A 22644-nucleotide genomic window follows, 5' to 3' on the forward strand; every position below is an offset into this window, starting at 1 on the left:
GTGTTCAGATTCCTGTGCCAAGTTGCCAGCCTTGCGGCGCCGGCTGCCAAGGGGCAGGGGGCGCTATCTGCGGTGGCTCGGCAAGATAGAGGGGAAATTGGGAGAAAATTGTCTGCAAGCGATGTGCCAGCTCTTGCCACACCAGTGGTTGAAGTGGCCGGGCGGCCTGCCATGTCAGATGCTGACCGTCCAGAATCAGGGTGAGCAGCAGTTGGTCATCATGGCGTAGTTGCCACTGTTGGCCATCCGGTGACAGTTGATAATCGGGTTGTGGCAGCAGCCAGGCGGTGAGGCGATCCAGCCCCAGCCCGTCCACCTGCTGCTGCCCGCGGCGGCGGTAGTCGTCTGACTGTTGCTCAAGCCGGTGCAGGGCTTGCAGCAGCCGCTCAGGTTCGGCCAGCTCGCTCAGGGTCAGCCGCTCAGCCAGCTGGAAGCGGGCGATCACATCGTCGTTGAACTGCTGATTGTCGACGATGGGCACCGTCAGGGTCGGCAGGCCGAGACAGGCTCGCTCCCAGGTCATGCCCCCCGCAGCACCGATGGCGAAGTCGTGCCGGCTCATCAGGTCGGCCATCTGGTCGCTCTGGCGCAGCAGCACCAAACCGAGGTTGGCCAGCTCGGCCACTCTCTGCTCCAGCTCGGGCCAGAAAGGATTTGCCCCACCGGCTACCAGAGTCCAGCTGACGGTTTTAGCCCATGGCAGTCGAGCCAGCGTGTTGAGGGTGATGAGGCAGGCTCCGGCCGGATCGGCACCACCAAAGCAGATGAGGCCATGTCGCCACCGGCTGGCCTTTTGGCGTGCTAGCTGGCGATAGGCAGGGCGCAGCAGGGCATAGTCGGTGCCCAGCAGCAGCCGACAGTCAGCAGGGACGAGAGACTGGTAATCGGCTGTGCTGCGCAGCGGCCCCTGATCCAGCAGCAACTGACCATGATGAGGGCGATCGGCCAGATCGTCGATCACCAGCAACTGACCACAGTGACTTGCCAGTGTCTGCTCGATTTGCCGATCAATCTGGTAGTGATCACATACCAGCCACTCCGGACGCAAGGTGGGCAAGGGGCCTGCGTCGTCCAGAGCGCAAAGAGGGTGATGTTGGTGGGCTTGCAGCAGTGGCAGCAGGTGAGTCGGTAGTTGATAGCAGAGAAAGTGGCACTCGGCGCCAGCCGTTTTCAGCCGGTCGGCGATGGCCAGACAGCGCATCAGATGACCCAGCCCAATCTCGGCGCCAGCGTCGAGCCGGAAGGCAACCTTAAACGTCATCTTGGGCCAGCACTTGATAGAGAAGTTCGGCCAGGTGCCAATCTTCCTGTGTATCGATATCGACCACCCTGTGTCGCGGCAATATGTGGCCAATCCCTTCTCCCCCCACCGGGCTGATCCCTCCCAACCAGGCCGCGCGGCTGCCCCAGTAGAACTGGCCGGCATCCTGATAGGCAGGCTCCAGATCCTGAGAGCGTTTCGCCATCTGTTCTGGCCAGAAGGGGGTGACCCGGCCCAGCTCATCCATGCGCACGGCGCGCTGGATAGGGAAGCCGAATTCGGCCACGGTGTAGACAAAGGGAGCATTACTTGCGATCAGTCGCTGATGGGCGGCCTTCAAGTCATCGGCTTGAATAAGCGGGACAGTGGCATAGATGCAGCAGTAGTGCTCTGCCTGGATGCCGAGCTGGTCGAGCCGCTGGATAGTGTCGATCACCACAGGGGTGGTACCTGTGTGATCATCGGCGAGACTGGCTGGCCGCAGAAATGGTACTTCCGCGCCCAGTTGACGAGCGACCTTGGCAATCTCCTCATCATCGGTGGAGACCACCACCTTGCTGAAACAGCCAGATTTCTGCGCCGCCTGGATGGCATAGGCGAGCATGGGCTGGCCGCAGAAGGGGCGGATATTCTTGCGTGGAATGCGTTTGCTGCCACCCCGGGCCGGGATAATGGCGATGGCCATGATGGGCTCTCTCCGCTGGATCAATGACTGGCCAAAGCCAGGATAATCGATGACAACTCTTTGATTATTTTTGATATTATACTGGTTTTTCTGCTTGTATTATCGATTTTTGCTACGGAATGGCAGCAGTGTGGTCGATAAGAGAGACAGGTCATTAAAAGTGGATGGCGTTTAAGATGAGCTATGGCGTTGAGTTACGCCCGATAGAGCCGTGGGATCTTCCTGCCTTGCGACGTTGGCGCAATCAGGATGAGGTGCGAATGCAGATGGTATCCCAGACGCGTATTTCGCCACGGCAACAGCGCCAATGGTTCGCCGCCACCCGTGAGCGACAGGATCAGCTGCACTGGGCGCTCTGGTGCAAGGGCGTGCGAGCGGGTTACGTCAATCTGAAAGGTGAGTGCCAGGGCAAGCTGCAGGGTCAGGCGATTGCCGATGCGGGACTCTATCTGGGCAACTCGACCGTGCGGCATCCCATGTTGGCGATTGCTGCTGCCTTATCCCAGCTTGATCAGGGTTTTGATGAGTTGCACATCGGTTGTATCCGCACCCTGGTTCGGGAGAACAATCGCTCTGCCCTGCGCTTGAATGAACAACTGGGTTACCGCCAAGTTGGGCAAGAGAATGGATTTTTTGCATTGGAACTGCTGCCGGCGAATTATTATGCCGCCCGTGAGCGGCTACGGAGATTTTTCAGATGACAATCGCATTGGAACAGGTTTTTGCCGAGGCGCTGGGTCTCGATATCGGCAGCGTCAGCGATGGGCTGGCCTACAACAGTATCCCGCAGTGGGATTCTGTCGCCCACATGGGGCTGATTGCCCAGTTGGAGGATAACTACGGCGTGCTGCTCGACACCGATGACATTATCGACATGAGTTCGGTCGGCAAGGCGCGCGAGATCCTAGCCAAGTATGGAGTCGCTTTCTGATGCAGGGGCTGTTGCAGGGCAAGCGGGTGTTGATCACCGGTGCCGGGCGTGGCATCGGTCTTGCCATCGCCCGCCAGTTTGCCTCTCAGGGGGCTGAACTGTGGCTGGGAGGCCGTGATGAGGTGACCATGAGCCAGCTGGTGACCGCGATTGGTACCGAGTTTGGCGTGCCTTGCCAGCCTCTCTGTTTTGATGTGGCTGATCCGTCGGCGGTCAAGCAGGCTTTTCAGCAGCTGTTTGCTCAGACTCGTCAGCTGGACGTGTTGGTCAACAATGCCGGCATGCTGGAAGAGGCGTTATTGGGAATGGCGAACCAGACCCATCTGCAAAAGACATTCAGCAACAATACCTTTAGCGTGATCTACTGCAGCCAGTATGCCGTCCGCCTGATGCAACGCAGCGGTGGTGGCAGCATCATCAATCTCGCCTCCCTGATGGGGCAGGTGGGGGCGGCGGGGCTCAGCAGCTATGCCGGTAGCAAGGCGGCGGTGATCGGTATTACCCAGTCACTGGCCAAGGAGCTGGCTGCCAGCCAGATCCGGGTCAATGCGATTGCCCCGGGTTTTATTGATACCGATATGGCGCACGCTATCCCGGAAGAGAAGTTTGCCGAGCGGGTGGCCAGCATCGCCATGGGACGGATTGGCACGCCAGATGAAGTGGCCAAAGTGGCCCTGTTTCTCGCGTCCGACTTGTCGAGCTATGTGACCGGGCAGGTGATTGGGGTCGATGGGGGGATGGTGATTTGAACCGGCCTGATTTGCTGACCCATCTGGTTGACGACATTGACGAGCCCGCCTGGCGAGACCCGCAAGAGGGGTGGCTCAGTTATGGTGAGCTGGCTCGGCGTGTGGCGCAGTTGGCCACCACCTATCCTGCTGGCCGCCATTTGGTCTACCTGCCATTTGTGACGTCTACCCTGCATCTGCTGCACTACTTGCTGGCCCTGCGTGATGGCCACGCCATCATGCTGGCCGATCCTGCACAGGATGCCCGGTTGCACCATGAGCAGTGCCAGCGCTTTGGTGTCAGCCTGCGGGTATTGGAAGATGGGGCAGTTGCGCATCTTGGCGATGCGCCCTCGCTTCACCCTGAGCTGGCCATGCTGCTGCCGACATCGGGCAGTACCGGCTCCTGCAAATGGGTGCGATTGTCGCGAACCAATCTTGATGCCAATGCCACGGCCATCGCCGAATATCTGGCGCTGAACGGGCGTGAGCGAGCCATCACCTCGTTGCCACTTTTTTACTCCTTCGGGATGTCGGTACTTAACAGCCATCTTTTGGTTGGCGCCTCGCTGGTTTCATGCACTGCCAGTCCCCTTGAGCGCCACTTCTGGGATGAGGTCAATCGCCACCAGGTCACCAGTGTGGCGGGGGTACCCTTTACCTTTCAGATGCTAAACCGCTTGCGTTTTGACTGGGCCCGCTATCCCAGTCTGATGACCCTGACCCAGGCCGGAGGACGACTTGAGCCAGCACTGGCAAAACAGTTTGCCGAGCAGGCCGCTGCACTGGAACGCCGTTTTTTCGTGATGTATGGCCAGACCGAAGCGGCACCGCGCATCGCCTGGTTGGCACACGATGAAGTGATGATTGCCCCGGATGCCATCGGCCGTGCCGTACCGGGCGGGCGTCTCTCTCTGCGTCATGAGCCCGGCTTTCCCGACGGGGAAGGGGAGTTAGTCTACCAAGGGCCAAACGTGATGCTGGGCTATGCGGAGCGCCCTGAAGATCTGGCTCGGGGGCGTGATATGGATGCGCTCTTTACTGGCGATCTGGCTCGTTGTGATGAGGCGGGCCGATTCTATCTGACCGGACGGCTCAACCGTTTCCTGAAGCTGTTTGGCAAACGGGTGAGCTTGGCTGAATTGGAAGCCTGGTTGCAGGGGAGGGGCTATTCCTGCGCCGCGACCGGCCGCGATGATCGCCTGTTGGTAGCCATCGAGGCAGACGCGTGCCCCTGTGACGCACTACAGCTGGAGGTGGCCCGCTGGCTGATGGTGCCACCATCAAGCGTGCGTATCTACCAACACCATTTGCCACGACGCAGCAATATGAAGATTGATTATCCGGCCCTGTTAACAGAGCTGGAGCAACTATGAACAAGCTGTTTGATGCGCCGGTTTTTGGGCTGCCCCAACAGGAAAAAAGTGGGCTGCTCCTTGCTCGCCTGAATGAATTGACGCAGCGCCATGGGCAGGGGTGTCCAGCTTTTGCCAATATTCTGTCGGCGTTTGGCTGGGGTCAGGCCTCGACCTACCAAGAGCTTCCCTATCTGGCCGCCCGCCTGTTCAAATTGGCCCAATGGCAGAGCGTGCCGCAAGAAGAAGTATTCAAGGTGCTCACCTCGTCGGGCACCACGGGGACGCCGTCACGCATTGTGCTGGATCGGGATACAGCCGCGTTGCAGAGCAAGGTGCTGGTGAAGATCCTGCAAGAGTTCGTCGGCAAGCAACGGCTGCCTATGCTGCTGGTGGAGCAACCCGCCCTGATTCAAAACCGCAGCGGTTTTTCCGCTCGGGGAGCCGGTGCGCTGGGGCTCTCCTTCCTTGGCCGTGACCATACCTATGCCCTCGATGAGCAGATGCGGCCCAACTGGCCTGTCATCGAGGCGTTTTGTGACAAATATGCGGGCCAGCCGGTCCTGCTGTTCGGCTTCACCTTCATGGTCTGGCAATGTTTGCTGGAGCCGCTGCGTGAGCGAGGTCTGCAACTGCCGTTGACGCACGGCACGCTTTTTCACAGCGGTGGCTGGAAAAAACTGCAACACCTCGCGGTGGATAATCCGGCTTTCAAGCAACGTTGCCATGAACAGCTGGGGCTGAGTCGGGTGCACAACTTCTATGGCATGGTGGAGCAGGTGGGGTCGGTATTTGTCGAGTGTGAGCATGGCCATCTTCATGCTCCCCTCTTTGCCGATCTGCTGGTGCGGGATCCGCTGACTCATCGACCGCTCGGGGTCGGCCAACCCGGCTTGCTGCAGGTGATCTCTGCCATTCCCCAAAGTTATCCTGGCCACAGCCTGCTGACCGAGGATCTCGGCGTGCTGCTGGGGGAGGATGATTGCCCCTGCGGCCGTCGTGGCCGTTATTTCCATGTATCAGGACGTCAGCAAGGCGCCGAGGTGAGGGGATGCAGCGACACTTTCCAGTGAGCCGATCAGATGTAGAAGATGCCATCTGGCAAGCGGGGCCAGAAGTCGCTTTCGTAGCTCCCGTCAGCGGTTGGCAAGGTTTTGTCATTCGCCCGTTGCCAAGCTTTGCGCCCGTCATCTGCGACTTTGTGGCTGCGCTCTCTGCACGTCTGCTGAAGGAGGGGCGAGAGAACCCTGATCTGGCCGCCTTTGGCTTTTTGTTGCGGCCGCGCCAGATTGAGGTACAGCGCAAACGCATGGCAGGGCGTGCACCCTTGGGGATGGTTTTTCATCTGGTCCCCTCCAACGTGCCGACCGTCGCGTTCTACTCCTGGATCATGGCGCTGCTGATGGGCAATGGGTCCGTGGTACGTCTCTCATCGCGCATCGACCCGGTGCAAGAGGCCATGCTGGCCATCCTGAACGAGCTCTTCTCTCTGCCCGAGTGGCAAGAGATTGCCTCCCGTACCCGTTTTATCCGCTATGACCACGACGAGGGCATCACCGCCTGGCTGTCGGCCCGGTGTCGGCTTCGCATTATCTGGGGAGGTGATGAAACCATCAGCCGGGTACGGGCTATTCCGCTCTCACCCCGCGCTCAGGAAATCGTGTTTCCGGATCGCCGCTCCATGGCGGTGTTGGATAGCCAATGGCTCGCCAACCTGGATGCTGCTGCGTGGCGGCAAGTGGTCGCGGCTTTGCAACAAGACTTTACCCGTTTCAATCAACAAGCCTGCGCCTCACCCACTACGATTTGCTGGTTGGGCACTCCCGCCAGCACGTTGCGCCGTCGTCTGCTCGAAGGGATCTTCGCCCCATTTGCAGATAATCCCTCCCTGATGATGGAACGCCTTATCAATAGTCAACAAAATGCCGCCCATGATGGCCAGATGCAGCTGGACACCTTTTCTGGCGTCACCTTATTGACTCCCACCGCCTCTTTGCGGCTTGCACACATCGGAGGAGGTACAGTCGCCGAATTTGTTGCCGATAACCTTGATGAGTTGCTGCTACAGCCTTGGGATATGCAGACCTCTGTCTGGGCTGGCCCAGATAAAACGCAGCTTGAGCATGCGCTCCTGGTATCGCCAGGTTGTCGTATCGATAGGGTGGCAAGTCCGGGACAGGCGCTGGCATTCGAATGGCTCTGGGACGGCATCGACATGCTAGCCGCCTGTAGCCGTCGGCTTGCCCGCATTGAATAGTGGATGCCAGGTCACATAAATCAAGTCATATCAATCAATTAGCTTGGTCAGGCACAGCTCTTGCAGTAATTATTGTGATGAAGGGCAGGAAAGGTTGACAGAGACCGTGCGGTAGCCTTGTCCATTTTCTTTGTTTTGCTTCTTTTTTACTCAAACCCTGGGTTTCCTTATGAAAATCAGCATACTGGTGCCGGTATACAACCTCGGGCGCTTCATTGAACCTTGCCTGCTTAGCCTGCTGGAACAAAAAACGGATTTCGAATTCGAGGTGATCGCCATTGATGACGGCTCGAGCGATGACTCCTGGGCCATTATGCAGCGGTTGGCGTCACAGTGGCCTCGGCTACGGGCACTACAGAACGCGCAAAATATGGGGTTGGCTAAAACCCAGAAACGCTTGTTGAGAGAGGCGAACGGCGAATATATCGCCTATGTCGACGGGGATGATCTGGCCCTGCCGGGCAAGCTGCAGCGTCAGGCCGATTATCTGGACGCGCATTCCGGTTGCACCCTTTGCTACCACGAAGCGGAGATGTTTGATGATGAGACCGATGCACGGATCAAGCTCTTCACCCGCGATTATTACAATGCTCGCTATCTCGAACTAGTGATGACGCGGGAGGCATTAATCCGCTTCGGGGTGTTCGTCAATGCCAGTTCCATTATGTTTCGCCGTTATGAAGGGATGGAGAACGCCATCGATGAGGGGTGCAAGATCATCCTCGATTATCCCTGGCATATCTTGAACCTCTCCCACAATCCGGGGACGCTGGATTTTATCCCCGAATTATTGGGCCGCTATCGCTTCCATACTCAGAGTTTTGGCGGGCAAACCCGCAAATCGGCTGAACGTCGTGAACAGTCGCTGCGCGATTTGCTGCGTGCCTGTGACAATGCGGCGGCATTCGGTGCTGATCCCGTGATCATTGCTCAGGGGCGTGCCCATCACTACTACTCTGCCGCGCTCTACTTTTTGCGGCAGGATGATGTCGTGCGCTTCACTCAGCTTATCGAGCAGTCGGTCGATGCTGTGGCAAGGCTAGCCCCGGGTTGGTTCTTCGACGAACGACATCAGTTGGCATGGGCAGAGCGGGCCCATCCCGCGCGTGTCATGCAGCAACTGTTTGGAGATAGAGCGTGAGCTATCAGGCGATCGTCATCGGCGCTGGGCTTTCGGGTGCCGTCATGGCTGAACGAATGGCCAGCCAGCTTGGCTGGAAGGTGCTGGTGCTGGAACAGCGCGATCATCTCGGGGGTAACTGCTTCGACGCGTATGACGAGCACGGCGTGCTGATCCATCGTTATGGGCCACACCTGTTCCATACCGACAAGCAGGAAGTCTGGGATTACCTGTCGCAGTTCACCGAGTGGTTGTCTTATGAGCATCGCGTGCTGTCACGGATAGATGGTCAGTTGGTGCCCATCCCGTTCAACCTGACCAGCATTGAACGCTGCTTTCCGGCGGAGAAGGCAGCGGCCATGATTGAGGCCCTTCAGGCCAGATTTGGTGAGGGGGCCAGAGTGCCCATCATGGCACTGCGGCAGGAAGCTGAGCCTCTGCTGGCTGAGCTGGCCCAGTTCATCTATGAGCGAGCCTTCGTCAACTACACCAGCAAGCAGTGGGGTGTATCGCCAGAGCAGGTCTCGCCCGAGGTCACTGCGCGCGTGCCGGTTGTCGTCAATCGTGATGACCGTTACTTTATTGATCCCTGGCAGGCGGTGCCCGCGCAGGGTTATACCGCCATGTTCGAGCGCATCTTGGCGAACCCCTTGATTGAGGTGAGGCTATCCATTCCCATGGGGTCCCGCGTCTGTCTGGATTGGCAACAGAAACGGATACTGCTGGATGGCGTGCCCTTTGCCGGGCCCTTGGTCTATACGGGGATGCTGGATCAGCTGATGCCGGCGGGGCACGACGGCTTGCCGTACCGTTCACTGCGCTTTGAGCACTGTCATCTGCCGCAAGCTCAATTTCAGCCGGTGACCACGGTCAATTATCCGAATGAAGAGGCCTATACCCGCATCACTGAATTCAAGCATCTGACGGGGCAGCAACATCCCGGCACCAGCATCGTTTATGAATACCCCTGCACCTATGTGGCCGGGCAGGGGCTGGAGCCTTACTACCCGCTGTTTACCGATGCAGCCAAACAGCATTATCAGACTTGCCGCGATGAATTGGCCGAGTTCCCGCAACTGATTGCTTTGGGCCGCCTTGCCGAGTATCGCTATTTCGATATGGATGATGCAGTGGATAACGCGCTGAACAATTTCTCTCAATTGGTTTCCGATGCCTGTTTTGCCGTTTTAAATAAGTAATGAATATAATCTATTGCAGAGATAGATATTTTCATTCCGCAAAAGTATTCGAGTTTTTGAGTGTGAATGCTTTTTATGTGATTTCTTTTATTTTGATGCATGTGTAGGTATATATGAGTCATTATGCGGTGATGTCTCCCGAGTTGCGTGATTTACTAGAAAATAGCCAGTTTCTAACTGCTCTTGATCAGTATCTTTGCATTGATAAAATAACACATATTTCATTGGATGTTTTTGATACATTATTGCGTCGTGCATGTGATGAACCCTCGTGGGTTTTTGAGGAAGCAGCGAGACGGTTGCTAAATAGAGGTCTTAATCTGCCAATAGAGGCAGAAGATTATAGATTTTGCCGCCTCGAGGCTGAAGCTCGTGCTCGCAAACTAATTTCAGGTGAAGAAATTAGTTTTGACGATATTTTTGAACAGCTGCCTTTTAGTGATGAAATTAAGGCGGTGCTTAAAGTTGAAGAGCTGAAAGTAGAACGAGAAGTTCTTTATCCAGACCCGATTATTCAAGAAGTTTTGGTACGTGCACAACGTAAAAATAAACAGATTGTTTTTATTTCCGACATGTATTTGCCAGAAGTTTTTTTGCGCGACTGTATTTCAGAAAAATGCCCTGAAATTTCTTATAATTATCTGTTTGTTTCATCAAGTGTTGGGTTGACCAAGCAGAGTGGCGCTCTCTTTAGCCATGTAATTACTCAGATAAAGCTGAAACCAGAGCAAGTTTTGCATATCGGTGACAATCCCAGGGCTGATGTGCAGTCGGCACGGCAACATGGTTTGGCTTCATTGCATTTTGATATCCCAGAGAATCTGTCTGAGGTGTTGGAAAACGAGAAAGTTTATCGGGTAAATGTGCCATCGACCATGCAACATGCCAGGAAGCTGGCCGTCCTGTCGATGCCACAACAGCTTTCCGAGGAGGAGCAATTTTTCTACACATATGGCGCCTTCATCCTTGGACCCGTCCTGACGGCATTTGCCAAGTGGGTTCTGCAGTCAGCCAAACGACTGCAGGTAAAAAACATTTTGTCGCTGATGCGAGAGGGCGGGATCTTTGCTGCCTGTATCAACCGCCAGGTCGATTTTCAATCACAGCAGTACCCAGATATACGCTGTCAGACCTGTTATGCCTCACGCAAGGCAACCTATTTGCCCGCGATAGATGATAGCCAAGTGGAAGAGGCTGTTTCCCAGACCTTGATGCGCCGCAATTACACCGTTCGTGACTTTTTCAATGAATTTGGTGTTCAGGATGTCAGGTTGGCATCCTTTCTTGACACGCCACTGGCGCTTTTGGATCAAATTGCCATCGATGGGCAAGATGGTCTGCAACTGATGGCTGAAGTGTTTGAGCAAAATATCGAGCAGATCAAGAGCAGTATTCAGCAAAGCAGGCTGGACATGCGAGATTATTTTGTTGGCTTGACGGGAGATGCTCCCTATCTGCTAGTCGACTTGGGTGGCGGTGGGACGATTCCCTCTCAAATTAGCAAGGCCATGTTGCAACAGCCAATGAGCAGTCTGTTGCTCTACTGTAACCATAGAGGCAGCAAAAACTCCGTTATCACGCCGATCAGTGCCTTTATTCCGGTGCGTAACGATACCATAAAGGGGATCAAGAAGATTGCCCGTTCACCAGAGATTTTTGAAATTGTTCTCGTTGGTTTGGAAGGGAGCACACTGGGGTATCGGCGCACAGCGGAAGGGAAAGTTGTGCCGCGACAGGCAGAGGTTCGCTACAGTGTCCAGCATCAGCAAAATATCCGGAGTTTTGAGGCTGGAGTTAATGCCTATCAGTTATGGGACCAGTCGCTGGGCATCGCCGAATCCGATTTGAGTGAGCGCATCTCTTTTTTACGCATGATGGAGCGTCTGGTCGAGTGTCCGGTATCGAGCGAGGTGCACTATCTTGGTAATCTGGTTCATGAAGACAACTTTGGCTCGGAGCGTAGTTACAAGGTTATTAATTCCTCCGGGTTGGCGCGGATCCACTCAGAAGGAATAGAAACCTTCTATCGCAAGTTCAGTAAAAACATGTCTTATGGTGAGCGTTGGTTGGCTTGGCCACAAGGTTCCCTGAGTCGGCTGGATCCTGATTTGATGATGGATTTTGTCGGCTTACGCGATGCACGTTATAAGCATGCCCAAGCGATCGATAGACTTCTGGAATTGATGCAAAGTCAACATGCCACCGAAGTCATAGTGTATGGGGCGGGAGAATTCTTTGAGTGTCTGGCACCTGAACTGATTAAAAAAAGCATCCGTATCCGTACCGTGATCGATAAAAAAGCCAACTTTGGACACTACCAAGTGATGGGATATGACGTTATATCATTATCCGAGTGCTCAATTCCATCTGGTTCTGTACTGATTGTCGCGTCCGCCTCCTTTGTGGACGAAATAAAACGAGACATCTTTGCGACTATATCCAGCCAAGATGTGACCATATTGTCATTGAATTGAATTCCAAGGAAACCGACACATGCTGGATCTGTCGATGAAACATGCCCTGCCTTTTGATGCGTTATTGCATCAGGAACTGCTGTCCGGGAAACGCAAGGCGATTGCCTGGGGGGTGGCGGGAAATCTTTATTATCATGTGCTCCAATCCCCTTATCCATTCGTCGCCATCATCGATGGTCTTAACGGTCCTCAAGTCGGTCAGTTCGCCTGTGGCATTCCGATTGTAGGGCCAGAACTGCTTAATAATTACCCAGTAGAGGAGGTGGTCATTGTCATCTTTTCAGATTTACAGCAATTCGGTGGGCAGATTATCGAGCAACTAGGTCATTATGGCGACTATCCCTATATCACTCCCTATGTTGAGGCAACCTGCCAGCCATCGGCGATGTTGCAGCAAAAGCTTGAGCGGTTGATCCGCGAGCGTCGAGCACATCGGCTGCCCCAAGTAGTGCAGCGTGTCGTGCTATATATCCACTCCTTGGTCAAAGGCGGTGCTGAGCGGCAGATGGTATTGCTGGCCATCGGATTGCGCCAGCAGGGATGGGAAGTGCATTTGATCTCGGTGAAGAATAAGGGGTTGGAGGTTAATCACTGGGAGGCGCTTTTGCGTACTCATGGTGTAGAGCTCTACTTCGTGCCTTCTGCCCGTGAGTGCTGGCCGAACTTGGAGCAGGAGGAAAATAGCTACCAGTTGGCTAATCAATTGGCACCCTTCTTTGAGCCCGGACTGCTTCACGGCATTCTCACTGCCTATGACTATATGCAACGTGTTCAGCCCAAACTGGTTATCGCCTATCTAGAAGACGGTAATGTCATTGCTTCTATGGCCGCAATTTTCGCGGGAGTAGAACAGATCATTATCTCTGGAAGGAGTGTTGCACCCTCAGAGTTTCCTGAATACCTGGCCGTTTATGATGAGTCGAGGTTGGCAGCTTACTATCGTCTGATGACCGAGTTGCCAGGAATCGTTTTGAGTGTTAACTCCATGGCAGGGGCGCAGTCGTATGCTCGCTGGCTAAATTTGCCTGAATCGAGCATCCCCGTAGTGAAAAATGCGGTCATGGCCAAGCGGGTTGAGGGACAAGAGCCTTTACAGCAGTTAGATATTCATTTATCGGCCCCAATATTGATGGGGATAATGCGACTGTCTCCGGAAAAGTCCCCATGTCGCTTTATAGAGGTTGTCGCTTCTGTCATTGCCAAACTTCCTCAAACCCATGCAATTTTAATCGGTGATGGACCATTGCGCTCAGAGGTCCTTGCTTGCATTGCGCAGCAGCCGTGCCGCGATAACATTCATGTCGTGGGTGTGAAAGATAATATTTTTGAATGGTTAAGTTGTGCGAGCCTGCTCATTTCCACCTCCAGTCATGAGGGAATGTCTAATGTTATTTTGGAAGCACAGGCACTTGGTTGTCCTGTTGTAGCGACAGATATTCCAGGAAATAGAGAAACTGTACTGACAGAGTTTTCTTGTGACTTGATTCCCTATGGGGAATGGGGTTTGATGGTTGAAAAGATAGTGTCATTATTAATGGGGAGTGGAGAGAAAACATCAGTTGGTTTGGTGGAAAAGATGAGTGAGCATTATTCACCACGTATACTTGCTGAAAAAACACTGGCACTGACTAATAAAAAATAAATCGGAGACGGAATATGGATGTTATCTTGTTCGGTGCTGGTGAAGTTTGTGATTCATTTATAAAAAGACTTCCTAAACGATTTTCAATATTGGCTATTGCTGATAATAACGAAAATTTACATGGTCAGTTTAAGGGTGAGCTTCCTATTATCTCTCCTGATGAAATTCATCTATATAAGCCAAGTTTTATTATTCTCTCTTGTCTTCAGAGGCATGTCTCAGATATCTGTGCTCAACTCGTCAAATTGGGGTTGGATGATTTATATTTACCCTTTCCTTATGATGAGGAAAGTGAAAAAAAAGATCGAGAGAAGCAGGAAGTGAAAGGGCTAATTGGACGTGAGCTCGTGGATGAGATAATAGGAAGTAAAAACACCAGTGGCAGTGTTTTTTATCACATATCACTTGGTAATAATTTCGAGAAATGCCGTAAACAATATATTTCAAAGCCGGTAAATCGATTTTTACATATAGGTTCTGGTCATTCCCTTGGGGTGGAGATATATAGTCTATTACGATGGGGAGGGGAGTGGACCGCGATCGAGCCATTCCCGGGACTAAGCGGGAAATATCCTTTCAATGATCATGTTTCAATGATTAAAGATTTAATGGGGCTTTTCAATGTTCCATGTAAGGTAAATGATGACATTGTATTTAATGATGATGTTGAATCATTCCATCTTCATGATCATCATGGCACTAGACTAAATTACTTTCCTGAGATAAAGCTTGAAGATTTCAATGATGATGAAAAATATGATGTATGCTATTCGTGTGCCGTAATGGAGCATGTTGTAGATATTAATTCATTCGTAGCCAAGACATTTGAGCTATTAGCATCAGGTGGTTTTGCTTTTCACTGGATTGACCTCCGAGACCACCGGGATTTTTCACGACCACTTGATTTCCTGACAATAGGCAAGTCAGAGTGGCGTGACCATTATGGTGATGCTGGCCACTTTTTACATGGTAATCAGCTGCGTTATAGTGATTATCGACAGATATTTTTACAATGTGGCTTCAGGATTGTTGCTGAAGATAAATATATGAAGAATGATAGAGAGCATATTCAGGAAGTCTCTGTCGATTTCGCAGATGAGTATGCATCACTGGGATGGGAGGATTTGGAAGTCGCTGGTGTGCTATTCGTTCTGGAAAAGCCATCGCATGATAGTTGATTATTCTATGATGTCTCATGCGTGACATCATGTGTTGGCTTACCTTTAGGGAGTTATAAAATGTGCGGTATAGCCGGAATAATGAGTATTCATGGTCAACATGATCCTGCGTGGTTGAAACAGCAGGCTAATAGAATGGCGGAGGCGATGACCTATCGAGGTCCTGACGACCAGGGTCTTTGGGAGTCGGATGACGGACGCTGTGTTCTGGCACATTGTCGATTGAGTATTCTGGATGTATCGCCTGCCGGGCATCAACCAATGCATGATGCACAGCAGCGGGCCTGTATCGTATTTAATGGGGAGATCTACAACCATCTTCAGTTGGGGGGGCGTCTTAAAGACGCCGGCATATCATTTACTGGCCATTCTGATACCGAGGTATTGGTCAATGGCCTGGTACGGGAAGGTGCTGACTTTCTGACCCGGCTCGAGGGGATGTTTGCACTTGCCTACTATGATCGTGAGCGCAGGGAGTTGCTGCTGGCGCGTGATCCGTTTGGCGAGAAGCCACTCTATTATGCCGAGTTTGACGGTTTGTTGGTCTTTGCCTCCGAGCTGGCGGCTTTGACCCTGGTGCCAGGATTCCCTGCCCGCATTACGGTTGATACAGTCGCCCATTATCTGGCTTTCCAGCACCCCGTCGGGGAACGCACCCTGTATCAACACGCCAGAAAGTTGCTGCCGGGGCACTTGATGCGTGCCGTGACAGGGGCGGTCTCACAGGCAGAGCGTTACTTCCACTTTATCTGTGCCGGTGACCATATGCCGTCACGCCCGCTGGAGGAGCAGGTTGACCAGCTTGAGGATCTGTTACTGCGTTCGTTATCGCGCCGCTTGGTCGCCGATGTGCCGGTGGGGGCTTTTCTCTCCGGTGGTGTCGACTCCTCGACGGCGGTGGCCCTGATCACCCGTCGTTTGCAACGGCCGATCCGCACCTTCTCCATCGGTTTTGAACAGGCGCCGGAGAGCGAACATGAGGAGGCTCGGGCTTTTGCCGATTTCCTCGGAACCGAGCACACCGAACAGCTGCTTCGTCCAGAGGCTTTTGTTGAACAGGTAGGTGATCTGGCGCGGCGCATGGATGAGCCCAATGCTGATACTTCCTGTGTGCCAACTTATATGGTCTCGCAGCTTGCTCGTCAGCAGGTCACCGTCGCGATTACGGGTGACGGGGGGGATGAGCTGTTTGGCGGTTATGGCCGTTACCTGCAGACACTGGTCGCCGCCGAGGGCAGAGAGCAACAGATGCAGGCGCGTAGCTGGCATCTTGGGCGGGAGTACTACTCTGGTCGCATCTTGCTGTATGCCGATCGCCAGTTGGAACAGTTGTTCGGTCGCATTCCGTCCGGTACTGGTGATCACTTGATGGCGCTGCGCAGGCGTATCGATATGGATAGCCGCCCGTATCTTAATCGCCTTCGTGAGGCCGATATTGCCAATTATCTGCCGTTGGTATTGGCCAAGGTAGATCGAATGAGCATGCTGCACAGCCTTGAGTGCCGCACGCCCTACCTGTCGACCGAAGTAGCTCAGTTTGCCGCAGGTTTGGCACAGTCAGAGCTGATTGCACAAGGACAGGGTAAGTTCCTGTTGCGCCAGTTGGCCAAACGCTACTTGCCGGCGGAATGGATCGACAGGCCGAAAAAGGGTTTCAGCATAGATCCGTTCAATCAACAGGCCAAACAGAGTGCGATTACGCAACTGCGTCAGCAGGCCTCTTCAGGCCAGCTCTGTCTGCATCAGTTTATCGCTCCCGACCGGTTGCGGATGTTGCTGGATAACCAGTTTGACGGTATGACCTTCTATCATGTTTGGGGTTTATTGGTGCTTGAGATCTGGTTGCAGTCCCATGAGTTCAATTTGTGAGATAACGCTTTGGGCTAAAAGTTATTAAATAATATTAATTATAATGACCGAGCCCACTATTATGAATATATTTTATGGCTATATAATAAAGGCGAAGAATTTTTGAAGTTTATAACTGCGGTTGAAATTATAGCCTTGTTTACATTGTTTGTGAAATATAATTCATTCGTGAATTGATAAGTCTTTCTTATAACTTCATATTATATGTTACGGGAGTTCTGTGATGGGTATGACGCCAGCTATGTTTAATAAAATGAAGAATCACTTTCCTGAAAACTTTAATTCGATAATTGAGTTAGGGTGCCAGCAGTTTTATTCATTAAACTCGGCAGAGATAATTGATGAAGAATTAAAGAATTATCAGGATGGTGATTTTACAAAATCTATGTATGAAAACCTAGGTTTAAAATATGATTCTGTGGATGTTTATGATGGGACAATATTTTGCGATTTTAATAGTCAGATGCTCGAGTTATCTCATCAGTATGATGTGGTAACTAATCTTGGAACTAGTGAACATGTTTTTAATCAATATAATGTTTTTGCGTCAATACATAACATTACAAAGAAAAATGGATTAATGATTCATTGTTTGCCTATGAAGCATTCCCCACATGGACTTTTTACATATAATGTTGATTTTTTCATTTCACTTTGTTTTTCAAACAACTATGAAGTCGTTGAGTTAGTATTTGGTTGGAGAGGTACTGATGGTGAGTATACATTTGGCTCATTGTCAGACGTCGTTGAGCATCAGACAACTGAACAATATGCTTTCCTAGTGGCTAGAAAATGTCTGGAAGATAAATTTGTTTCTCCGCAGCAGATAATATATAACCCTTTGATTTCTATTGATAAAGTGATAGCGTTGTGCTCTGATGACATCTATTTGTTGAGCCAAGTTGTTCAATATCCTTTCACGGATAATGTTCTAAATCATACGCTCATCTTCGATGAGGTAAGCAATAGTTATTCTGAAGTACTTCTATATGGTGCTGGTCATATCGGACAGGCCATTTTAAAATTTTCCAAGCACAGGAAAAAAATTAATATTATTGTTGATGAACACTCGCATGCTATGAATGACTTCAAGGTTAACACGTTGGGGGATTTAGATGCTATTAATTCACCAGTCTATATAGCATCGGATTTCTATCGAGAGGAAATTAGACGTGCTTTATTGATGAAATTTGATGGGAGAGTTGTTTTTTTAAACTGATAAATAGCTATAGATATTATAAGTTATTTTATTACTTTCCTTTTGTTTTTAGTCTCCAATTTTTTATGAATTACTCTTTAAATTTATCCTTTGATTCTTCCTTGACGAACCAGTTCGAGCTAGTGTATTGATTTTTAGAGATTCCTATATGTTATAGATTGTTCATTTTTTGAAAAAAAGGTATTAATCGCATCAGTTATTATTTAAGGCTGGGAATTTTATTCGACGTATTGTTAACACAGGGTTGTGGGGGCGGCGTGAACATTGTTGTTTTTGATTTCAATAAGAGTGTCGGTGGTGCGGAGACATTTAACTGTAGATTTATTGACTATCTTGTTGGATTAGGTGATTCCGTTGCCGTAGTTGGATACGAGGACTCTGCACTTTTTGGGCTATTGGATAACAAGAGTGTAAAGATAAAAAAGTATATCATTCCAGAAATGGATGATTTCTTTGTTTCTATTTCAAATCAATCGTATCTGGGGGCACTTGGACAGAAAATTATTGATGATTTTTTTGGGGAAGATATATATGTTCTCGCTTCATATTTTGAAGTTTTGCATAGGGCTATGCATGTCTTCAATGGAAATAAAAGAGTTCATATATTGACTGGGATATTGCATCCAGAAGCTTGGAGTATCTGGGAGCCAGGGATTGGATTTAACGCATCTCGTGCATTCAAACCAAAGTTAATTAATGAAACTTGGCACTACCAGCGCCAATTATTATTAAAGTTGGATCGAGCACATGCAATCTGGTATCCCAATGACATATATCGTAAATATAATTCTGAGTATTTTTCTGTTCCACTTAATCATCACTCATCTGCCACTGTTCCTGTTGAGCCCGTAACACAAAAGATACGGTACAATATTTCTGCTCCAGAAGAGTTTATGAAGGTGCTCTGGCTCGGGAGATTTGACTTTTTCAAGAATGAAAGCATCTTGAGTTTTATTGACAGCTTGAATGTTGTTCTTAACAATAAACCTCAGCTGCATATACTTTTTGATTTGATAGGATATGGATATGCTCTCTATGAGGATGAAGTTGAATCATATAAAAAGCTTGCGCATGAACGCCTTGAAATTCGTATCTTAGGAAAGAGAAATGAATCTGATATATACAGCCTAATTGAATCTGAAAAATATCATTTCGGTGTTGCAATGGGCTCCTCAGCATATCATCTTGCAATGATCGGATTACCTGTGATTGCCATAGACTCTTGTGTTAAAGGATACCGTCGTCTAGTGAAAGGGGTGTGGCTTGATGAAGCTTCAGACGAGTTTGATGAAGGCTCAAGTCTTTATCTCTCGCTAATTGGGGAGTCTTCCCCACAGCGAAATGATATTCATGTTATGCTTGAAGATGTATTCCAATATGGTTTTCTCGAAAATAAATCAAGAAGCTGCTGCAACTATGTTGAACAGTTTCATAATATTGACGTTATTTTGCCGAAAATCAGAGGTTTTTTACTTGAAAGTTCATTTTCAGAGAAATTTACGTATCGATTTAAACGAAATTTGCCAGATGAGTTTTACTATCGATTTGGAAGAAAAAGAAATATTAAAATAGCTATTTTTGGCACTGGCTCTGGCGCAAAAAAATTCTATGGAAAACTTCATTCTGACCTTGTTTTTTCTGACAGGGAAATAAAGGTGAAGTGTTTTTTTGATAATGACGATAGTAAATTTGGTGCTATATTTTGTAATGCCCCAATAGAAAAATTTACACTGGAGGCCACCAATGAACTTGATGTGGTTATTATTGCTTCTGATTACTGGCCCGAGATTAAAGCACAGATGATTTCATGTGGTTTAACACGTTCAAAAATATTAAGAGCATACTAACTTGCATAAAAAGATAGCAATCATTCAATCTAATTATATTCCTTGGATAGGCTACTTTGATATTATAAACAGGGTGGACGAATTTATATTTCTTGATTCTGTCCAGTATACAACAAGAGATTGGCGTAACCGCAATAGGATTATGACCACACAGGGTGCTGTATGGTTAACAATACCCGTATGTCATGTTGATAGAAATCAGAAAATATCATCCACAAAAGTTGTCGATAATCTATGGTGTCAGAAGCATTTTGCTATAATTAAAGAGCGATACAAAAAGGCGCTTTTTTTTGATAGATATATAGATGAAATTAAATCATGGTATGAAGATGCACGTGAATTTGAGTATATCTCTGATATAAATATCATGTTTATTAAAAAAATCATGCATTTATTAGGGATCACCACCCCCATCTTTACGGATAGTCATTACTTGAATGGAGGGGGATTTAGCGATGCAACGGAAAGACTGATCGTCATTGCTGAAAGAGCTGATGCAAGTATTTATTTTTCTGGGCCGGCGGCAAAAAATTATTTAGATATCGGGCGCTTTGAAGAAAGGGGTATCGGTGTTGCCTGGATGGAATATCCTGAATATGCTCGCTATCCCCAGAACGGACCTGGTTTTGATTGCCGCGTCAGTATTATCGATGCTTTATTATGTGCTGGCGGTGATTTTGTTCATAGCGAACTAAATTATTAGTAGGAGAACTCATGGCTAAATATGGTTTCTATGATCGACTGTCATCGGAGTTTCCATCACAGGTCATTGTAGATATTGCTGAAATTTGTAATTTAAGATGCATACATTGTCCACACCCTCAATTTAAAGAGTCTGAACATTATTCCGCAAGATTGTTAGACCCTGAACTAAACAAGAAGCTGATCGATGATATAAGAGACAATAGCGACGGACATTGCCAGTATATACGATATACCAGCAATGGTGAGCCACTTATGCATCCTCATGCACATGAAATGATCCAGTATGCTGTCGAGCATAGTGGCACGTTTGTCACGTTAACCACTAATGGTACAGTTCTTAATGAGAAAAAACTAAAACAGTTATTAGAAAGTGGCCTTCATATGATTGATGTCAGCATTGATGCCTTTAACGATGAGACTTATGCGAAGATTCGTGGCGGGCGTCTTGAGCAAGTGCGACGTAATATAATTAGAATGATCGAACATATCAAGACAGGGCAATACAGAACTCGTATTGTTGTGAGTTTTATTCGTCAGGCAGGAAATGAAGATGAGGTAGATGATTTTTCTCTTTTTTGGAAAAATCAGGGAGCTGATGAAGTGCTGATCAGGAATTTACATTCGGCGGCAGGTATGTTGGCTCAAGGGGAAGCTCATTCCCATGAGTCAAGGCGCCCATGCTTATATCCATGGGAGCGTTTGACCCTGGATCCAAAAGGTGAGCTTTCTTTTTGCCCGACAGATTGGGCGTATGCATCCAGTTTCATTGATTACAGGAAGACAACGCTAAAAACTGCTTGGCAGGGAGCATTTTTAAACGAACTGCGAGAGGCTCATCTTAATAACGATTTCAAATGCCATACTTTTTGTGGGCAATGTCCTGATTGGAGACTGACAACATGGCCTGATTCAGGAAGAAGTTATGCAAATCTTGTCAGTGACATTAAGGTTATTATGAAATGAAATCATATCGCAGTTGGATACCATATAATCGCCCCAATAATATTGGCCATATCACTGAAAGTGATGGAGAATGTTTAGGTATCGGTGTTAATAAAAAAAAATGTGAGGAACTATTACAAGATATATATAATGCAAGGCGAGTTTTTTTAACGCCATCCTGTAGTGCATCTTTGGAGATGGCAGCTTTAGCGATGGATTTGCAGCCAGGGGATGAGGTAATACTGCCAAGCTTTACATTTGTTACCTCTGCAAGTGCTTTTGCCTTAAGGGGCGCAAAATTAGTATTTGTCGATATCAGGCCAGACACTTTGAATATAAATGAGCAGCTTATTGAAGAGGCTATTACAGTTAGAACGAAAGCCGTAGTGGTTGTTCACTATGCCGGTGTTGCATCAGAAATGTCTTCTATAGTCGATATATGCAATCGCTATAATCTTGTATTGGTTGAAGATGCTGCACAAAGTATCATGTCAACATATAAAGGACGGCCACTTGGTTCAATTGGTCAATTTGGCTGCGTCAGCTTTCATCATACTAAAAATATTCATGCCGGTGGTGAGGGCGGGGCTTTTTTAGTAAACGAAGATAAGTACCATGGTATATGTGAAATCATTCAGGAGAAAGGAACTGATCGTTCAAGGTTTTTGCGTGGAGAGGTTGATAGATATACATGGCAAATTTTATCATCTAGTTATGTAATGTCAGAGGTTCAAGCTGTAGTCTTGTTGCAGCAATTACAAAACGCGAGAGAAATTACGAATGCTAGATTAAAAAAATGGCTTTTTTATCATACATGTTTATCTGAGTTGGCTAATGCTGGAGTGCTCACACTTCCTGCCGTTCCGGCACATGTTGAGCATAATGCTCATATATATCATATAAGAACAAGATCCCCTGACGAACAACAGGGATTATTTAAATTCATGCGCAATCTTAATGTGGAAGTTACCTCACACTTTGTACCTCTGCATTCTAGTCCGGCTGGTATTCGATATGGTAGATTTCATGGCGATGATATAAATACCACAGCGGTTTCTAGAATGCTGTTACGTTTACCTTTACATGCAAGCCTGACTGAGTCGGAGCAAGTATTCATTATTGATGCGGTCAGACACTTTTTTGTAGTCAATAATTAAAGCTAATCATAAATTTAAATGAATTAGATGCATTTTATTAATGATCTTATAAATATTCATAAGCTATAATATTTG

19 protein-coding genes are annotated in these 22644 nt (G+C 49.1%); 17 read left to right on the plus strand and 2 right to left on the minus strand.

What is annotated here, in order from left to right:
* Positions 1-4: 4 nt before the first annotated feature.
* Positions 5-1261: a UDP-2,4-diacetamido-2,4,6-trideoxy-beta-L-altropyranose hydrolase gene (gene pseG, locus G5332_RS17455; RefSeq protein ID WP_323912166.1), complete on the minus strand. Its 1257-nt coding sequence runs from the start codon at positions 1259-1261 to the stop codon at positions 5-7.
* Entirely contained in the window at positions 1251-1946 is a 696-nt protein-coding gene (pseF, locus tag G5332_RS17460; RefSeq protein ID WP_421249890.1) for a pseudaminic acid cytidylyltransferase, read from the minus strand. The genes pseG and pseF overlap by 11 nt, the downstream gene beginning before the upstream one ends.
* A 164-nt stretch (positions 1947-2110) precedes the next feature.
* Here pseF and G5332_RS17465 point away from each other — a divergent pair, with 164 nt between their 5' ends.
* The 17 genes from G5332_RS17465 to rffA all read left to right on the plus strand — a co-directional run bounded on the left by G5332_RS17465 (position 2111) and on the right by rffA (position 22569).
* Positions 2111-2647, plus strand: coding sequence for a GNAT family N-acetyltransferase (locus G5332_RS17465; protein ID WP_323912163.1), 537 nt, complete (start codon positions 2111-2113; stop codon positions 2645-2647).
* Positions 2644-2877, plus strand: coding sequence for an acyl carrier protein (locus G5332_RS17470; RefSeq protein ID WP_021230851.1), 234 nt, complete (start codon positions 2644-2646; stop codon positions 2875-2877). The genes G5332_RS17465 and G5332_RS17470 overlap by 4 nt, the downstream gene beginning before the upstream one ends.
* Positions 2877-3626: an SDR family NAD(P)-dependent oxidoreductase gene (locus G5332_RS17475; RefSeq protein WP_421249891.1), complete on the plus strand. Its 750-nt coding sequence runs from the start codon at positions 2877-2879 to the stop codon at positions 3624-3626. Before G5332_RS17470 ends, G5332_RS17475 begins: the two co-directional genes overlap by 1 nt.
* Positions 3623-4981 (plus strand): AMP-binding protein, encoded by a 1359-nt coding sequence (locus G5332_RS17480; RefSeq protein ID WP_421173047.1) that lies wholly within the window; start codon positions 3623-3625, stop codon positions 4979-4981. The genes G5332_RS17475 and G5332_RS17480 overlap by 4 nt, the downstream gene beginning before the upstream one ends.
* Entirely contained in the window at positions 4978-6033 is a 1056-nt protein-coding gene (locus G5332_RS17485) for an acyl-protein synthetase (protein WP_421173048.1), read from the plus strand. Before G5332_RS17480 ends, G5332_RS17485 begins: the two co-directional genes overlap by 4 nt.
* The gene (locus tag G5332_RS17490) at positions 6012-7217 is read left to right on the plus strand and encodes an acyl-CoA reductase (RefSeq protein WP_323912156.1); all 1206 of its coding nucleotides are present in this window, start codon (positions 6012-6014) and stop codon (positions 7215-7217) included. Before G5332_RS17485 ends, G5332_RS17490 begins: the two co-directional genes overlap by 22 nt.
* A gap of 169 nt (positions 7218-7386) precedes the next feature.
* On the plus strand, positions 7387-8358 hold the full coding sequence (locus G5332_RS17495) for a glycosyltransferase family 2 protein (protein ID WP_421173049.1): 972 nt from the start codon (positions 7387-7389) through the stop codon (positions 8356-8358).
* Positions 8355-9536, plus strand: a complete 1182-nt coding sequence (glf, locus tag G5332_RS17500) for a UDP-galactopyranose mutase (RefSeq protein ID WP_421208249.1) — start codon at positions 8355-8357, stop codon at positions 9534-9536. The genes G5332_RS17495 and glf overlap by 4 nt, the downstream gene beginning before the upstream one ends.
* A 113-nt stretch (positions 9537-9649) precedes the next feature.
* On the plus strand, positions 9650-12010 hold the full coding sequence (locus tag G5332_RS17505) for an HAD family hydrolase (RefSeq protein ID WP_421208251.1): 2361 nt from the start codon (positions 9650-9652) through the stop codon (positions 12008-12010).
* 19 nt (positions 12011-12029) lie between these two features.
* Complete coding sequence (locus G5332_RS17510) at positions 12030-13652, plus strand: glycosyltransferase (protein WP_216953985.1); 1623 nt, start codon at positions 12030-12032, stop codon at positions 13650-13652.
* Positions 13653-13666: 14 nt separating this feature from the next.
* Complete coding sequence (locus tag G5332_RS17515; RefSeq protein WP_216953983.1) at positions 13667-14830, plus strand: methyltransferase domain-containing protein; 1164 nt, start codon at positions 13667-13669, stop codon at positions 14828-14830.
* 60 nt (positions 14831-14890) lie between these two features.
* Positions 14891-16699 carry an asparagine synthase (glutamine-hydrolyzing) gene (gene asnB, locus G5332_RS17520; protein WP_323912150.1) on the plus strand — a complete coding sequence of 603 codons (1809 nt, stop codon included), beginning with the start codon at positions 14891-14893 and terminating at the stop codon, positions 16697-16699.
* 220 nt (positions 16700-16919) lie between these two features.
* Positions 16920-17918, plus strand: coding sequence for a hypothetical protein (locus G5332_RS17525; protein ID WP_227340778.1), 999 nt, complete (start codon positions 16920-16922; stop codon positions 17916-17918).
* 257 nt (positions 17919-18175) lie between these two features.
* Complete coding sequence (locus tag G5332_RS17530) at positions 18176-19765, plus strand: hypothetical protein (protein WP_421311451.1); 1590 nt, start codon at positions 18176-18178, stop codon at positions 19763-19765.
* A gap of 1 nt (position 19766) precedes the next feature.
* The gene (locus G5332_RS17535) at positions 19767-20468 is read left to right on the plus strand and encodes a WbqC family protein (RefSeq protein ID WP_129503725.1); all 702 of its coding nucleotides are present in this window, start codon (positions 19767-19769) and stop codon (positions 20466-20468) included.
* 11 nt (positions 20469-20479) lie between these two features.
* Complete coding sequence (locus tag G5332_RS17540; protein WP_216953974.1) at positions 20480-21433, plus strand: radical SAM/SPASM domain-containing protein; 954 nt, start codon at positions 20480-20482, stop codon at positions 21431-21433.
* Positions 21430-22569 (plus strand): dTDP-4-amino-4,6-dideoxygalactose transaminase, encoded by a 1140-nt coding sequence (gene rffA, locus G5332_RS17545; protein ID WP_227340776.1) that lies wholly within the window; start codon positions 21430-21432, stop codon positions 22567-22569. Before G5332_RS17540 ends, rffA begins: the two co-directional genes overlap by 4 nt.
* Positions 22570-22644: the final 75 nt, after the last annotated feature.

It is taken from the genome of Aeromonas sp. 603757 (assembly GCF_049171255.1).
Taxonomy (GTDB): Bacteria; Pseudomonadota; Gammaproteobacteria; order Enterobacterales; family Aeromonadaceae; genus Aeromonas; species Aeromonas veronii_A.